The following is a 15,032-nucleotide window of genomic DNA, read 5'->3' as shown; positions in this document are numbered from 1 at the left end:
TTAGTGCTGCCGGGCATTTTTCGCCTAGCTATGAGGGCTATGCACCTTATTGTGAAACCTGCGATTGTTAAATGAATGACTCGGTTTTTAACCTAGACCAGCAAAATAGTTCGGTCGATGCCAAAATTGTCGTGGGTCTGGAACGCCTGGGTGAAGTATTTCGGACGCTGCTCTGGCAGCAGAGCCGGGATACGGGTCTAAGTCCCATTCAAATTCAAGTGCTTCTTTTTCTGACCTTTCATGGGCCAGAGAAGCGTAAAATTGGGTATCTGGCTGCCGAGTTTAACCTAACCAAACCAACGATCAGTGATGCGGTAAAAGTGCTGGTGCAGAAGGGGTTTGTCATGCGAATCGGTGATCCGACAGATAGTCGTAGTCATAGTTTGCAGCTAACCTCGGCAGGACAGCAAATTGTCCACCAAACGAGTGATTTTGCGAGCGTGCTGAGCCAGGTAGTCGGCCAGTTAGACGTGTCGCATAAAACGGCGCTTTACGAAAGTTTGTTCACGCTCATTTATGGGCTCCATCAACGTGGTTTGATCACGGTCCAACGAATGTGTAAGACCTGTCTGCATTACCAATTCGATGGGCGGATTCATTATTGTGGCCTGTTAAAAATGCCACTGGAAGCCGACCTTCTCCGCCTGGATTGTCCGGAGCATACTCTTTTGTGAACAGTAAATGCCCCTAGTTGTCCCGCCCCGGTGGACCAGTAAGCCGGGGCGGGACAACTAGCTAAATATTAAAATAGTATGAGATCAAGTCGAACAGACAAATTCTCACCAAACGCTGGTTGATTTGAGTCAAAAACTAATAGGTATGGGAAAAGGAATCAGATCTTAATAAGTGGTGTTTAATCGGACAGCTTGTTTTAATAACTGTCAACCGCTATTCGTAGCCTACCGTATGCTACTGGTAGAGCTTGAAAGATATTAAAATTACATTCTTAAAAAATGCTGGTCTTGCGACCAATCGCTTCACGGGCAGCTTTGACGGAGCTTTCTTCTGTTACATCCAACTCGACGACTTCTACGTTGGTCAGACCCATTGATTTTAAATCGTCAACCGCTTTTAGCCCGTTTTGTAAGTCACGGCTTCCCAGATAAACATAAAACCCTTCTTGCAAAAGCTGTCTGGTGGTTTCCAGACCAATCCCTTTGTTGGCTCCGGTAACGAGTGCTGTTTTTATCGTATTGTACTATTTGTTTACTACTTGGTAGACTGTTTTATAGACCCAATCGTGATTCAATAGCCCGAATGGATTATTCGCTATCACCTTTGGTAGGCTGGTAGATAAACCTTGTTTACGAAATCCTCCGCAGTGGTTGGCGTGGTCGTTGACTTATCCCGCTGCTGATAATTCATAAAGCCCGTCTTGATCGCTGTTGCCATCTCCAGCAGATTGTTGACAAAATCCTCGGCAACCCCATTGTTGAGGAATGTTTGCTTTACCTGCGCCACGGGTAGCTGCACATAAGCCAGATCAGGCAAGCCAATAGCCGCCCCGATTAGGCTGGTAAACTCTCTGTAGGTATAGTCTCTAGGCCCCATCACTGGCTGAACGCTTTTCCCTGTGAAATCAAGGTTTGCTAAATGCGAAGCCGCGATTTCGGCTACGTCTTGTGTCGCTACCATCGGGACCGCGTGGTCGCTGTCGGCGGCTGTACCGTTGATCCCCATTTTTTTAACCAGACCGATCGTTCTTAAGAAATTTTCCATAAAATAGGCCGAACGCAGGTGTAGTACATTGACATTCGTCAGCTGGTTTAATCTTACTTCCTGCTCACCAGTACCCCCCATCATGCCATTACCCTCATGCATATGAGATCCCAGGCTACTCATATTAACAATGTATTGGATACCTGAATTTTTGATGGCTTTAATCAGCTTGCCGGTCACGTTTCGCTGATACGCTCTGGTGTTCTCCGCCTGTACATTATCCGGTAACAGCACGAACGCGCTGTCGGCCTCGCGGAAGGTATGAGTCAGTGTTTCTACATCGGTTATATCACCTGTTCTGACGTCAGCGCCTAAGCTGCGGTAATTCGCTAGCTTTTCGGTGTGCCTGGCCATCAGTATTACCTGATGACCTTGGCTTAAAAGGATAACCGCAATTTTACTACCTACCGTACCGGTAGCTCCGAGTATTACTATCTTCTTTTTCATGTTGCTGTTTTGACTGGGTTTTCATTAATCCCTGGGCAAAGGTAGGACGGCCAAAAAAAGGGCACTTGTATCAGATCACTGTTGTGGCTATATGCTTGCGCATTAGGGTGGTCCCACCGAAGAAGGGGTACTGATCACCGAATGACCAACCTCGTCTCCAGTCGCTGTTTCGTAAAGCGTTCCTTCCTTCTCCTCCCGTTTTCTAGTTAGGTCTAGCCTTCAAGCAATGAGCGCCACGCAGAGGAAGATTGAACCGATCGGTACAAGAGTATTGGCTAACTAGTCCGTTTTAGCCTGTTCAATCGTGAAATTTCAATCCGTCCAGCGCCTTATCTACCTTTTTATTATCGCCATAGACAACAAGGCCCACTAAGTCTAACGCATCGACAGAATGGCGGGCAATTTCGACGATATTTTCCTCACCGGATCGAGTCTCAAAGAGGGGGCGAGTGTAAATGCCGATAGCTAGATCTCGATCCCGAGCCCGGTGCAGGGCTCGGTGCAGCTTGTCTGTACTGTCGGCTTTGTAGATGAGGGTGGGATGCTTGCTGAAGGGCAGGAAGTTTACCTGATCCGACGTGGTGAATGGCTCACCGTGGGTCTCGGGAAACTGAATGGCTACGCTGCCAGCCAAAAAGGATACTACGTTCAGTTTCTGCCAGGCAAGCAGCTCGTTCAGAACCACAATGGCTACCTTTTTGTCATACATAATCTAAGCTTTTTGATGGTTGGTATAAAGCAGAGGCTGCCCCTACTTGCGTGGTAGCACTTCTTGCTGAGATAAAGTAGAAATAGGCGACGACGGCCAGCCAACTTCGTCTTTAGTTATGGCCTGGTATGGTTGAGCAAAGGCTGGGAGCAGCCTGGGACAGTCACTACCCATTGCTGCCCCCAGCCTTTGCTTGGGCTTAGTTTGCCTTAACAAAGGCGTCAATATCACGTAGCGCTTCAACGGATGCCTTAGAATCGATACTCGAAACCGGCCAAACGTGTTTCTGGCCCTCAAACTCTTTCAACTTCGCTCGTGGCTGGATGAGTTTAATCACCTGGTAGAAGTTTTTGGCGTCATCATTCAGTACTTCATCCGTACCGACCAATACCAATACCGGCGGAAATGTTTTGAACGTTAATTCACTCGGATCAGCCGCCTTGTTCGTGGCTGGGTTGTAAAGCAGGGCATGATCATGGAGCATCTTCCTGCTCAGGATTGGATCAGCGGCCTGCTTGCTGGCGTACGATTCATTTCGGGTCTTTAAGTCCACCCACGGCGAAATCAACGCTAGCGAAGCGGGGACTGGTAGCTTCGCTTCCACGCTGCTGTTCACCAACTGGACAGCCAGGCCACCGCCCGCACTATCGCCGATGATTGAGAATTTGTAGCCCGGATAAGCCTTTTGTAACGCCCGGTAGACAGCCAAATTCTCGTTAACCGCTGCCGGATAGGGGTGTTCCGGCGATAATGAGTACTCAACGTAGACAATGGGCAGATTCAAGCGTTTGGCTAGATGGCTCACCATAGCCCAGTAGGAATTGATACTACCCAGTGCGTACATACCCCCGTGCAGGTAAATGACAATATGTTTCTGGTTGAGCAGCGGTTTGTTGAACCAGTAGCTCTTCACGCCGGCAAGGCTCGTTTCGGCAACGGGGACCGAAGCGTCGGCTGGATAAATCTTGCCTAACGTTTCGTAGTAAGTCCGTTCCCCGGCAATCTTTTGCCGACTGCTGTCGGCGACGCTTTGCGCCGTGGCGCTGATATAAACCAGTTGGCTCAGAACGGCCAGCGAGCTGATCATCAAAAATCGTTTCATGAGTGTCTTGTTTAGGGGTGCTACCGCACCCCAGTTAATTAAATTTGGTAAGCGCTTTACCTTTCCACACAGGCGCAGGATAAAGCAGTGGGTTGCCGGTTGCGCAATCGGTCAGACCGCTTCCCCGCGTCGCTACAGGCGCCGGCTCGTCATCGGCATTTCGTCCAACCAGACTACTTAGTGAGCCGTTAGGAAGGGATAATCAACGTAGCCCTGTTCGCCCCCACCGAACATCGTGGCGCGGTCAGGCTGATTCAGGGGCGCATCCAGCTCGAACCGCCGGGGCAGGTCGGGGTTCGCTAAAAACAGAGTCCCGTACGAAATGAGCTTAGCAATCCCTTTTGTAAGCTCGGCTTCCCCCGAGGCTTTGTCGTAGCCGCTGTTGGCGATAAGCGTGTGGGTAATCTGCGGGCCGAACAGGTCAATTTCGTCCTCGGTTGGGTAGTGCGGCACGGGGAACAACGGGCTACGCTTCATCAGCTCTACGTAGGCAAAATCCAGTTGATTAAGCTGCTCGATCAAATACGCAAAGGTGGCTACCGGATCGTCGAATAGAATGCCGCCGTAAGGATGAAAGGGCGAAAGCTTGATACCCACTTTATCGCCACCGACGGCCCGGATCAACTCCTGCATCACCTCAAGGATGAACCGGGCTTTGTTAGCGATATTACCGCCGTATTGGTCCGTTCGCCGGTTTGTGCTATCAGCTAAAAACTGGTTGGGCAGATAGCCGTTGGCCGCGTGTAGCTCTACCCCATCAAAGCCAGCGGTGAGGGCATTACGGGCCGCCTGACCATAGTCCGTTATGATTTGCTCAATTTCGTCAAGGTCCAGCGCCCGTGGCGTCTCATAGTCTTTCGGTCCCTGTGAGGTAAAATGCTGCGCACCCGTGATCGCAACCGCCGACGGGGCTACCGGCAGCACGCCCTTGCGGTCAGTCGAATGCCCGGCCCGGCCCGTATGCCAGAGCTGAGCGATAATCAGGCCACCCTGCTCGTGTACGGCGGTGGTTACTTTTTGCCAAGCCTCGATCTGAGCGGGCGTAAAAAGGCCCGGGGTCAATGGACTGCCGATAGCATCGGGGCTGATGTTGATGGCTTCCGTAATGATTAGGCCGGCACTTACGCGCTGGGTGTAGTACTGCACCTGCAAATCACCTACGACGCCGTTCTGGTCGGCCCGGCTGCGCGTCATGGCGGACATGACCATCCGGTTCTTTACGCGCAGAGTACCTATCTGCGCTGGTTCCAATAATTTCATACTATGTTCGATTTGATGGGTAATGGGTTAAAGAATGGAGGTGGTATTTTGGTACGCCCGTTGTAAGAACAGTTTGGCAGATACTGGCTTGCGGCCCAGCAGCCTTTCCAGATCCGTTGACGAGCTGTAAAACTCGCCTACCCCAATAGCCTCGGCGAGACCGGAGATGAGGCTGACTAATTGGTTGGAAAGGCCACTCTTAACCATCGTCGCCACGTAGTCCGTCCGGGAAGGACTGGTGTAGGGAATGCTCGTGCCGGTCTGTTCACTCAACAGGCTGGCAATCTGGGCGAACGACACGTTTTCCGTGTTGCTGATCGTATATTCTTTGTTGAGGTGCCCAGCCTGGGTCACTACCGTCGCTACCGCATCGGCAATATCAGCCTGGGTGACAAAGGCCGCCTTCCCCGCTCCGGCGGGCAGATAAATACCCGCTTGCAGGACCTGCTTTCCTAGCAGCATCGGTAGCAATTCCAGGTACAGGTTGTCTTTAAGGAGCGTGTAAGGGATACCACTCTCTTTAATGAGTACATCCGTTGCGGTGACGGATGACGAGACAAACCCGAAGGGGGAGTCCTGCACGTGGTGCTCATCGAAGAAACTGGTGTATACTAGTTGCTTGACGCCTACCTCCTTGACGGCAGTGATGACGCTTTCGTGTTGCTCCAGCCGGATGCTCAAGTCCGTTCCTGATACGAAGATCAACTGCTCGACGCCTTGAAAGGCACGGACCAGCGTTGGGTACCAATCGTAATCGCCAACCCGCAACTCGATGCCTGTCGCCTGTAAGTCCTGAGCGTTTGCTTTTTCTCTGACCAACCCAGCGATGGTTTCAGGGCGGACGCCTTTTTCCAGCAGTGCATGGATGATGGCGCGGCCCAGATGACCATTAGCGCCGGTTACTAAAATCATGGTCTTCCTGGTTTAAATGGTGGATTAATTACGAAGCAAAACGGGCTGTTCGGCAATGGATAAACTTGTATCAGATCCCTGTTCGGACGGTTGGGTTGTCCAGGTCGTTCCGCCAGCCAACTGTCCACTTTCCAAATCATCTTTGGTAATCGTTAAGGCATCGACTAGCATCGAACGCACCGCCCGCATCAGGACCAATCGAACCACCAGACTAGCCAGGAGATTGGTCGGAATAGCCCGGTAGGTCCAGTCAATTTGGGTTCTGTCGTTGCCCAAATCCGTGAATAGCCACTCACCTTCCAGCCGTTGGAGTAATGCCGACAACACGAGGGAAGAAAAGTGCTCATTCTTGTAGGAAAAGGAGGTCGGGACATTCATGGTCAACAGGCTCTCCTGGGAAGTTGACCCATCTTTGAAATACACGGTTCTGACCAGACCGGCCCGGTTCCAGCCTTCTTTTACGCTGGTGTTAACGATGGCCGGAATCAGCGCATTTCCGCGAAAAATGTGCATCAGATTGATGGGTGCGATGTAGTGAAAGGCTTGGTCGATTGGCGCCTTAACAATCATGGTAATTGTCGTTTCCGGATTTCTTCTATTACCCTGCCCTAAATTTGTCTGCGTTTTCATGTCCGTATTAGGTAGTTTTTCCTGATTGATTACGAAGCAAAATTGGCTTGATAAATCTGGACAGACTTGTATCAAATCACTGTTCTCAAAAATTGACTCTCCGCAGCGCACCGTTTTTTCGATCGCGTATCAGTGGCGATGGAAGCGGAATCAATGAAAGTGCCGCAGCGCTATCGGGTGATTTAACCCGATAGCGCTGCGGCACTAAAACACGATTATGATGCAATGTTTGACTCTAGATTCCTACGTAAATCTTTTGGAACGGATGGCTAGTTTACGTCGATGGCTACTTTACCAATGTACCCCCCTTTTTCGGCGTAGTCATACGCTTCTTTGCTTTGCGCAAACGGAAATACGTTACTGACTTCAATGTCTAACCCATCGTTAATAGCTTTCACCAAAAAATCGATTGTTTCTCTTGCCGGTGTGCTCAGCAGTACCACGTGCTTTTTACTGCTGAATAAATTTTTAATAGGCGTGAGCAGAATGTCAACCGGATTGGGAATCGGATCAATAAATACGGAGTTGACGTTCATAAGCTGTTGGGCTTTTTTGTAGCCCATTTTTCCGGACAAATCCACCACCGCATCATACGTAATGCCTTTGGTCAGTACATTTTCCTTTGTATAATCCACCACCGAATTTGCGCCCCATTGCTTGACGGTGCTTAAGGCATGGGTGGCGGCTACGGCCGTGGTATTTGCGCCGTTCCGTTTGAGCAGCTGGAGTAAAAACATGCCAAAACCGCCAGCGGCTCCATTGACTAAAACCCGCGATTGGGTCGTGGTTTTACCTATTTTCTGCAACGCCATCACCGCAGCCGCCCCCACCGTAGGAATAGACGCAGCCTGAACGAAATTAATTGCGACCGGCTTTTTCCAAACCAGGGTGGACGGCACCGCCACGTATTCGCCCAGTACGCCTTCCTTCATGTTGTTTTTTACCGTACCAAAAACCGCATCGCCTTCCTTGACGCTAGTAACCGATGAGCCAATGGCCACTACAATACCGGCAAAATCGGTTCCGGTGTGCTTGGGAAAGCGCGAACCCGACATCAGCTTCATCTCGCCCTTTCTGATTTTCCAATCCAGGGGGTTAATGGCCACCGCTTTCACGTGGACCAACACCTGGTCAGCTTGGATAACCGGCTGGGGTTCATCGGTAATTTCTAATACATCTGTGCCGCCAAATGCTTTGTACGTAATCGCTTTCATGGTCTAGTCGGTTTTGTCTGTCTTATGATAGCACAAAGGTGGGCGGCTAGCGGTTAATAGACTTGTATCAAATCACTGTTCTGCTTCAGCGCGATGGGGGGCATACCAAACATGTCGTGCATGTACTTATTAAACTGGGGGAGGTCATAAAACCCCGTGTCATAAGCCACATCCGTTAAGGCTTGATCCTTTTGGGAAAGAATGGTATAGATCGCCTGCCGGAGCCGGGTCCACAGCAAATATCTGGATAAGCTGCTGCCGGTCTGCTCTTTAAACAGGGCGGCTAGCCGGGAAGGGGACAAAAAGACCATATCCGCAAATGTTTGGGGAGAGATGTCGCGCTCGAAATAGTGGGTTCGAATGTAGTTCACCATGCTGGTCACCCGTTCATCATAAGGCGTAGTCACTACGGTTGCCAGTAAAGCGCTGATGATGGTATGTATCGTAAACGGACTGGTGTCGAGCTGAAAGAACTGGCGAACGTCTTCCTTCGAATGAAAAATAAGACAATCCTGGTCGTCCGCAAAGCGGCCTGAAAGCGCCAAACCGACGTTGGAATAAGGCTCAATGTTCAAGACGCTCAGCGTCCCGTTCTCCGCTATGCACAGATGGGTAACTTGCGGCTTGATCAAAAAGCCACGAATAGCCCTATGTAACTGCCCATTTAGCGTTGAATCAAAGGACTCGTCATTGGACAGGACGATCTGGTAGGCGGAGTGCTGATGAATCTCGACGGTTAGATTGCGGGCCGTCAGGGCCAATATAAATGGATTGTCAAGCGAATTTTCCATGCAGATAACCTCGGCTGGCTAGCCTAAATAGTTAGGGGGGAATACTTGCTGGCCGTATTTCTGAGCAATGGCCGCCAACCGCTTGATGTCATCGGGACCCAGCGACGGCGGTGGCAAAAACGTCCCCGCTGCCACTGGCGTCCCCACTTCCTGAAAAAAATTTTCTAAACCCGCCGGTACGACTACGCACCACAGCCGAGCGAGCTGGTCCGATTTATTTTTAAACCCGTGGACCATGCCCCCGGTCGGTATGTTCAGGAAATCGCCCTTCCGGGCCTGGTACGTTCCTACTTCCGTCTTGACTTCAACTTCCCCCTCCAGCACGTGGAAGGATTCATGAAAATCAGGGTGGGCGTGGGGGCCAGGTCCGCCACCGGGCGGGATGAGCATGTCAATAACGGCGTAAGCGCCATTGGTTTGCTGGCCCGTAATGACGAGCCGGTAGGTTCCCCCCATCACCGATACACAGGCCCCCTGGTCAGCGGTGGTTGTTGTTAACAGATTGTCTTTCATTCTCTTCAACGGTTATCGTGTTCGTGTAGTCGCCAGGCGCCGATGGCGATGACGCTGTTGGATGCTAGTCAATTCCTCATGTCATGCGCCCATCCAGGTAATCGCTTCGCGAGTCGGCTGATGATAAAAATCCCTACGACGCCGGGGATTTCCCGGCGTCGTAGGGATACGATTGTACTGTGCAAATGTCGGTCAAAACGTAGGCATAAAATAAACCAATAAGCCGAATAAATAGTCTTATCCGCCGGAAACGTACTTTTTGGGACTAAGACCATGGTGCCGCTTGAACAGCCGGCTGAAATGGCTTAAGTTTGTAAAGCCGAGCTGATGACCGACCTCCGCTACCGAGCGGCCACCTTGCTCTAACAGAAAGGCTGCTTCATCCATCCGGGCCTTCAGATAGTATTGATAGATACTGTCTCCAAAGACCTGGCTAAATAGATCCTTAAGCTTTGTTTGGTTCATGCCGATCTGTCTAGCCAGCTGCTCCAGCTTAGGGGGTTGGCTTAGGTCCGAAAGGACTAAATTCCGAACGTTGAATAGCTTGTCAATATCATCTTTACGAATAGGCCGGTGACGAACTGGATCGCGCTTTAGAAGCTGCTCGAACACCAGCAGGAGAAGTTCCAGCACGCGAAGGTAATACGCCAAAAAGCTCAGTTCGTCCGTTTGACGAATGCTGATCAGCTGCTGAAGAACCCGTTGCGCTTGGGGACCCATCGTCTGGTAAAACAGAAATCCCTGCGCACTGCTCAAAATGGTTTCCACCGTTGGATTAGGCTGCTGAATATTCAGCAGGCTTCTCAACCGCTCGGTCGTAATGCCAACGACAACAAACTGGATGGCCGTACCCGCCGGAAAGTGGATCACGGATTCCAGGTCATAGGAGGAAACCTGAATGGCAAATGGGGTGGTCTTGGCAAGCGAAATAGGTACTTCCTCGCTCGGCGTGGCTAGGGAGGCCGGCTGTTCATTTCCATGGAAAATAAGGCTGACCAAATCACAAGTCTTATGGGCAGGATAGCGCTTGAGCACGAAATCCTCCTTCAAGGTATACTGGTGAATGACAGCTTTAAAGCCCGTTTCTAGATCAACCCTGCGAATGGTACCGTTACCCAACTTTGAAGGCAGCAGTATGCTGTTGCCGTGAACGGGAATATTGAATTTTTTGCCGAAGCTGGTCAAAAAGTTAAACGTCGGGCTGGCTGTAAATTCAAATACCATAGAACACGCTGGTCAATATAAGTGCCCGCTGTCATTGCAACAGCCTGGCTCGATTTGGCGTATATGCGTCAATGGAACAGCCATTTGGGCTTTCGTGTTCATGCCAGCGAAAGACAAGCTTGGCTATGCTGGATACGATGAGGTGCGCTAAAAAAAAGTAATCGTCACAGCTCGAAGATTTGCGTCTCAAATAAACGCTCCTAACTGAGATGCAGGAACCTGTATGGGTCTGCGTCCTGGTTATGAGCCTTTTTGATGGCTTAATTTAATAACTGTTAACTTCCAGCTCTAGCATACGGGTACTACTAAACCGATTTTTGTCGCAAGGCTGCTGTCGGTGGGTAGCCGTAGTGTTTCTTGAACGCAAATGAAAAATGAGACAAATTCTCAAAACCCGCTTCAAGAAAGATCTCTACGGGTTTGCGTTGTTTTTCGGCCAGTTGGTAATGGGCAAGCTCTAATCTTTTTTGAGTGAGCCACTTTTGGGGGGTGGTGTTAAACGCTTTGTGAAAGTCTCGCTTGAAGGTATTCAGACTGCGCCCGGTTAAATGACCAAACTTGTCCATCGTCAGATTGAACTTGAAATGGTTTTCCATAAAATTGGTCAGGTCAAGTTTGCCTGGCTCGGAAAAGTCGGATAATAGATCATCAATGTCGCTGTCCAACGTACGCAAAATGGCCAGGGTCTCCTCAAGTTTTAAGGAAACAATGGTTTCTGGCAATTCACTCGTCAGCTCAAAATAGGGCTCCAACGAGGCAAAAACACTCTCTAACAACGGATGATTTTGAAAGGCTCGGATTTTGTGCGTGTGGAGTTTTAGGGATCGGAAGCCTTCACTTGTATATAACGCCTTCAATCGGTCGGTGGTAAAGCTCATCATTACGGACTTGAAATACCGCCCATCCCTGGGCTTCTTAGTGACCATCGAAAGCTGATTTCTTGGCAGCAATAGCGTATCACCAGCCACAAAGGTGTAGGAATGATCTCCCTGAGTCACGTTCATTTCGCCCGAGATTATTCTAACCAAAGAATGGTGGTCCAGACTGATTTCTCGTCTTAAATAGTGATCTTCCAGACAGGACAAAACAATATGGGCATAATCAGTTTGTTGTTTTTGAGCCATACGATCAAATGTACAAAAGTTAGCGTATAAAGGCCTCAAAAGCCATTCTACTTCATACCTTATCCTAAATAGGCTAGCTCTTCCGGGGATAGCGAAATAGTAGCGGCATTCATATTTTCTTTTAAATGTTGGATGGACGTAGTCCCAGGAATTGGGAGCATCCAGGGCGATTGATGAAGCAACCAGGCAATATTGAGCTGCGCTACGGAAACCCCTTTTTGAGTAGCTAACTCGTCCATTTTGCTTGGCCCGGCAGGCAAGGAGGTCTGCAGGGAAAAGAAGGGAATAAAGGGGATCTGGTGTTGTTCGCATAAGGGCAATACCTCACCCCCTTGAAACCCGTAGGGGCTATTGGGATCGGTTACCCGCTGGGTGTAGCTGTACATATTTTCAACACTGGCTACTTTACCCATTCGGATGGCCGTGTTCAATTGGTCAAAGGAAGCATTCGACAACCCTATATGCTGGATTTTTCCCTCTTGTTGCAGGGCCAGCATGGTAGCGAAACCCTCCTCAAACTTTTCTGGACTATGGGCAGCCTTGCCAAAATGCACCAAAGGAAGGTGCTCTAGCTTCAATTCGTTCAGATTGTTTTCCACACTCGCTCTCAATTCATCCGGCTTGCCATAGGGCAACCAACTTTTGTCAAGTCCACGTTTTGCGCCAACTTTGGTGGCAATAATCAGATCCTTGTCATAGGGGTACAAAGCTTCGGCTAACAGTTTGTTGGTTACGCCTGGCCCGTAAAAATCAGCGGTATCAAAAAAGTTGACACCCAGCTCAGCGGCCTTTCGCAGCAAGTCAATAGCCCCTGTCCGATCGAGTGGCTCACCCCAAAAATCAGCGCCTGTCAGGCGCATGGTTCCATAACCGGGTAGTCGGGCCAATAGGGGGCTGGCCGTACCGGCCCCAATAGTGATGGTGTTATTTTGTCTCATTATCAATGATTTTAATAAGACAAAAGTAGGCGGTTGGGCAACAAGCAATTTTGTTTTAAAGCCCAATTTTACTTTGTTTTAAAGCCCATAAATTGTTCTGAGCACGATTAGCTAGCTTGATTCAGCTCATGAATGTATCGATCGATAAACGTGCTTGTTTGAGCCAATTCTATTCTCATGAAACCCTCCCACCTGAGACGAAGCAACCTTCATGTATCTGCTCCTCATACCGAGCTTTTTAAGCCAGTTTACTGGCCAGACTTAAGCCAAGAATAGTATCCTGTGAAGGCTGTCCTGCAAAAAAAGAAAAAAGCCTATGCAACGAGTTGGTCTTCCAGCGCATCCTGAAGGAAAACCGAACTAATTTAATGAAATACGTCTGTCAATTTTTAAGAAAGAATCATGGTGTATTTATCGCTATCTTAGGGCTCCTGGCTCAACGAGTACTCGCTCAGCCACCTGACTATGCTAGTAGGGCAATTCAATCATCCAAATCGTGGGTGGATCTCGATTATGTAGGTGATGGCATCATCGGCCATAAATTGGATATCCATTTACCCCTGAGCGGCAAAGCGCCTTTCCCCGTCATTATTTGCATTTATGGCAGTGCCTGGCTCGCCAATAATGCCAAAGGTGCTATCTTTACGGATGGATTAGGACAACGATTATTGAAAGAAGGGTTTGCCGTGGTCGCCATTAACCACCGGTCGAGTGGCGATACGCTGTTTCCCGCCCAGCTTCACGATGTAAAAGCAGCTATCCGATTTGTTCGCGCCAATGCCGCTACGTTTTCGGTAACCGACCAGTTTATCGGACTGACGGGCTATTCCTCCGGCGGTCATCTGGCTTCGCTGGCGGGCACAACCAATCATGTCAAAACAAAAACCATCGACGGTATTAAGGTCGATTTGGAAGGTCATTTAGGTCCGTTTACCCCTGTCAGCAGTCATGTAAATGCGGTCGTGGATTGGTTTGGTCCGACTAATTTTTTACTAATGGATTCCTGCGACCCCCGGATGCATCATAATGACCCCCGATCGCCCGAATCATTACTCATCGGGGGAGGCATAACCCAGCATACATCAAGGGTTGAACTGGCCAATCCCATCACTTATGTCAGCAAAGCGAGCCCGCCCTTTTTACTAATTCATGGGGATAAGGACCCTCTAGTTCCCTTTTGCCAAAGTGAGGAGTTGGCCAACAAGTTGAAGCAGGAAGGGGTGAAAAGCGACTTGATCCAGGTGTCGGGGGGTAGGCATGGCCCAGGCGTACTGAGTGAGTCTTACTACACGAAGATGGTTTCATTCTTCACTACTGAATGGAACCAAGTAAAGAACTAAACTGAATGTCTAAACGGTGAGCAGCACTCAGCCTGACAACGTGTAATCTCAGAAAATGCTCCTCAAAGTGAGACGAAATAGTGTTTGTGTGCCTACTACCCCAAACGGGGCAATTAAAGAGATGATCATTATGGCAATTAAATTCATCGAATAAATACGAGCCAAGAAGGAATAATCCTTATCTGCTTACCATGTAAGCTGATGGAGGTTAGCTTTGTGATCGAAATACGATGGCTCCCAAAAACAACCATATCCCGGTTATCAAGCTACCTACTGGCATGGGCCAAGGAATTATCATTGCCAGAGGGGTATTCAATGGGGCACCCGATTCTAAGGAAGTAGGGCGAGCGCACCGGGATAGTGGACATTCCTTTTTCTTACAGGAAAAAGGCCTTACTCAGATCGAAGTTGACTTTCAACTCTATCAGGTAGTAGCACCCGCTCTTCTGTACATGCATCCTAATCAAGTGCATCGGTTGGTCGAGTTTAAAGAAGCTACCATCAGCAGTTGGATCATCACCAACGAAAATCTCCTACCAGACTATCTGAAACTATTAGAAGAACTCACCCCAGTCGATCCGCTGCCGCTGCAAACAGACGCACTCACCCTTCTTTCACAAACCGCTTCGCTTTGCCTCCAACTAGCTGAACGAAAGCAGGAGAAACTGCATTACCAGCTCCTGAAAGAAAGCTGCAATCTATTAGTCGCCTTAGTGGCTTCGCAGTATCTGGCCCAGGCTAAACCAACCCACAACTTCACCCGGTTTGACGGGATTACCAAAGCGTTCAAATCCGAACTGGAACGTGAATTTACCACCATTAAAAGTCCAGCCAGCTACGCCGAACGCCTAAACTTATCGACGCCGTATTTGAATGAATGTGTCAAAACAGCGACGGGTCAGTCGGTTTCGTATCACATCCAGCAACGGATCGTCTTAGAAGCCAAGCGCCAGCTTCATCATTCAGATCAATCGGTCAAGGAGATAGCTGCCGCTCTGGGCTATGAGGATTACTCGTATTTTGTCCGGCTGTTTCGTAAAGTGGCGGGTATGAGCCCCCTGGCGTTTCGGAGCAAAAACCTCGATTAGTCCTATACTTACCACGTATCG

The 15,032-nt window shown here is 49.4% G+C and carries 16 protein-coding genes; 3 read left to right on the top strand and 13 right to left on the bottom strand.

The window, feature by feature from the left end; translation table 11 throughout:
• Positions 1-71: 71 nt before the first annotated feature.
• The gene (locus BM202_RS29515) at positions 72-674 is read left to right on the top strand and encodes a MarR family winged helix-turn-helix transcriptional regulator (RefSeq protein ID WP_093832998.1); all 603 of its coding nucleotides are present in this window, start codon (positions 72-74) and stop codon (positions 672-674) included.
• A 272-nt stretch (positions 675-946) separates the two neighbouring features.
• Here the strand turns inward: BM202_RS29515 and BM202_RS29510 are convergent, their stop codons facing one another.
• The 13 genes from BM202_RS29510 to BM202_RS29450 form a co-directional block, all read right to left on the bottom strand.
• Positions 947-1,189, bottom strand: coding sequence for an SDR family NAD(P)-dependent oxidoreductase (locus BM202_RS29510; RefSeq protein WP_093832996.1), 243 nt, complete (start codon positions 1,187-1,189; stop codon positions 947-949).
• An 83-nt stretch (positions 1,190-1,272) separates the two neighbouring features.
• Complete coding sequence (locus tag BM202_RS29505; RefSeq protein WP_093832994.1) at positions 1,273-2,166, bottom strand: NmrA family NAD(P)-binding protein; 894 nt, start codon at positions 2,164-2,166, stop codon at positions 1,273-1,275.
• 298 nt (positions 2,167-2,464) lie between these two features.
• A complete protein-coding gene (locus BM202_RS29500; RefSeq protein ID WP_093832992.1) occupies positions 2,465-2,875 on the bottom strand; it encodes a DUF2000 domain-containing protein in 411 nt (136 codons plus the stop codon).
• A 199-nt stretch (positions 2,876-3,074) separates the two neighbouring features.
• On the bottom strand, positions 3,075-3,977 hold the full coding sequence (locus BM202_RS29495; RefSeq protein WP_093832990.1) for an alpha/beta hydrolase: 903 nt from the start codon (positions 3,975-3,977) through the stop codon (positions 3,075-3,077).
• Positions 3,978-4,154: 177 nt separating this feature from the next.
• Positions 4,155-5,237 (bottom strand): alkene reductase, encoded by a 1,083-nt coding sequence (locus BM202_RS29490; RefSeq protein WP_093832988.1) that lies wholly within the window; start codon positions 5,235-5,237, stop codon positions 4,155-4,157.
• 27 nt (positions 5,238-5,264) lie between these two features.
• Positions 5,265-6,149: an NmrA family NAD(P)-binding protein gene (locus tag BM202_RS29485; RefSeq protein ID WP_093832986.1), complete on the bottom strand. Its 885-nt coding sequence runs from the start codon at positions 6,147-6,149 to the stop codon at positions 5,265-5,267.
• Between the two features lie 24 nt (positions 6,150-6,173).
• Positions 6,174-6,779, bottom strand: coding sequence for an SRPBCC family protein (locus BM202_RS29480; RefSeq protein ID WP_143100785.1), 606 nt, complete (start codon positions 6,777-6,779; stop codon positions 6,174-6,176).
• A gap of 269 nt (positions 6,780-7,048) precedes the next feature.
• Positions 7,049-7,993, bottom strand: coding sequence for an NAD(P)-dependent alcohol dehydrogenase (locus BM202_RS29475; protein ID WP_093832984.1), 945 nt, complete (start codon positions 7,991-7,993; stop codon positions 7,049-7,051).
• Between the two features lie 53 nt (positions 7,994-8,046).
• Positions 8,047-8,784 (bottom strand): helix-turn-helix domain-containing protein, encoded by a 738-nt coding sequence (locus BM202_RS29470; RefSeq protein ID WP_093832982.1) that lies wholly within the window; start codon positions 8,782-8,784, stop codon positions 8,047-8,049.
• A gap of 18 nt (positions 8,785-8,802) precedes the next feature.
• Positions 8,803-9,297, bottom strand: coding sequence for a cupin domain-containing protein (locus tag BM202_RS29465; protein WP_093832980.1), 495 nt, complete (start codon positions 9,295-9,297; stop codon positions 8,803-8,805).
• A 237-nt stretch (positions 9,298-9,534) separates the two neighbouring features.
• Positions 9,535-10,521, bottom strand: coding sequence for a helix-turn-helix transcriptional regulator (locus tag BM202_RS29460; RefSeq protein ID WP_093832978.1), 987 nt, complete (start codon positions 10,519-10,521; stop codon positions 9,535-9,537).
• A 305-nt stretch (positions 10,522-10,826) separates the two neighbouring features.
• Positions 10,827-11,645: an AraC family transcriptional regulator gene (locus tag BM202_RS29455; protein WP_093832976.1), complete on the bottom strand. Its 819-nt coding sequence runs from the start codon at positions 11,643-11,645 to the stop codon at positions 10,827-10,829.
• A gap of 59 nt (positions 11,646-11,704) precedes the next feature.
• The gene (locus BM202_RS29450; protein ID WP_093832974.1) at positions 11,705-12,583 is read right to left on the bottom strand and encodes an aldo/keto reductase; all 879 of its coding nucleotides are present in this window, start codon (positions 12,581-12,583) and stop codon (positions 11,705-11,707) included.
• Positions 12,584-12,951: 368 nt separating this feature from the next.
• Here BM202_RS29450 and BM202_RS29445 point away from each other — a divergent pair, with 368 nt between their 5' ends.
• Together BM202_RS29445 and BM202_RS29440 are read left to right on the top strand one after the other, a co-directional pair.
• The gene (locus BM202_RS29445) at positions 12,952-13,923 is read left to right on the top strand and encodes an alpha/beta hydrolase (RefSeq protein WP_093832972.1); all 972 of its coding nucleotides are present in this window, start codon (positions 12,952-12,954) and stop codon (positions 13,921-13,923) included.
• Between the two features lie 230 nt (positions 13,924-14,153).
• Positions 14,154-15,011, top strand: a complete 858-nt coding sequence (locus BM202_RS29440; RefSeq protein WP_093832970.1) for a helix-turn-helix domain-containing protein — start codon at positions 14,154-14,156, stop codon at positions 15,009-15,011.
• Positions 15,012-15,032 lie beyond the last annotated feature (21 nt).

It is taken from the genome of Spirosoma endophyticum (assembly GCF_900112365.1).
Taxonomy (GTDB): Bacteria; Bacteroidota; Bacteroidia; order Cytophagales; family Spirosomataceae; genus Spirosoma; species Spirosoma endophyticum.
Note: the sequence above shows the minus strand (reverse complement) of the source record. Positions and strands in the feature narration are given on the sequence as shown.

Excerpts from the sequence above, each read along its gene's own strand:
- BM202_RS29515 (WP_093832998.1), top strand. The coding sequence starts at position 72 with ATGAATGACTCGGTTTTTAACCTAGACCAGCAAAATAGTTCGGTCGAT.
- BM202_RS29505 (WP_093832994.1), bottom strand. The coding sequence starts at position 2,166 with ATGAAAAAGAAGATAGTAATACTCGGAGCTACCGGTACGGTAGGTAGT.
- BM202_RS29500 (WP_093832992.1), bottom strand. The coding sequence starts at position 2,875 with ATGTATGACAAAAAGGTAGCCATTGTGGTTCTGAACGAGCTGCTTGCC.
- BM202_RS29495 (WP_093832990.1), bottom strand. The coding sequence starts at position 3,977 with ATGAAACGATTTTTGATGATCAGCTCGCTGGCCGTTCTGAGCCAACTG.
- BM202_RS29490 (WP_093832988.1), bottom strand. The coding sequence starts at position 5,237 with ATGAAATTATTGGAACCAGCGCAGATAGGTACTCTGCGCGTAAAGAAC.
- BM202_RS29485 (WP_093832986.1), bottom strand. The coding sequence starts at position 6,149 with ATGATTTTAGTAACCGGCGCTAATGGTCATCTGGGCCGCGCCATCATC.
- BM202_RS29480 (WP_143100785.1), bottom strand. The coding sequence starts at position 6,779 with ATGAAAACGCAGACAAATTTAGGGCAGGGTAATAGAAGAAATCCGGAA.
- BM202_RS29475 (WP_093832984.1), bottom strand. The coding sequence starts at position 7,993 with ATGAAAGCGATTACGTACAAAGCATTTGGCGGCACAGATGTATTAGAA.
- BM202_RS29470 (WP_093832982.1), bottom strand. The coding sequence starts at position 8,784 with ATGGAAAATTCGCTTGACAATCCATTTATATTGGCCCTGACGGCCCGC.
- BM202_RS29465 (WP_093832980.1), bottom strand. The coding sequence starts at position 9,297 with ATGAAAGACAATCTGTTAACAACAACCACCGCTGACCAGGGGGCCTGT.
- BM202_RS29460 (WP_093832978.1), bottom strand. The coding sequence starts at position 10,521 with ATGGTATTTGAATTTACAGCCAGCCCGACGTTTAACTTTTTGACCAGC.
- BM202_RS29455 (WP_093832976.1), bottom strand. The coding sequence starts at position 11,645 with ATGGCTCAAAAACAACAAACTGATTATGCCCATATTGTTTTGTCCTGT.
- BM202_RS29450 (WP_093832974.1), bottom strand. The coding sequence starts at position 12,583 with ATGAGACAAAATAACACCATCACTATTGGGGCCGGTACGGCCAGCCCC.
- BM202_RS29445 (WP_093832972.1), top strand. The coding sequence starts at position 12,952 with ATGAAATACGTCTGTCAATTTTTAAGAAAGAATCATGGTGTATTTATC.
- BM202_RS29440 (WP_093832970.1), top strand. The coding sequence starts at position 14,154 with ATGGCTCCCAAAAACAACCATATCCCGGTTATCAAGCTACCTACTGGC.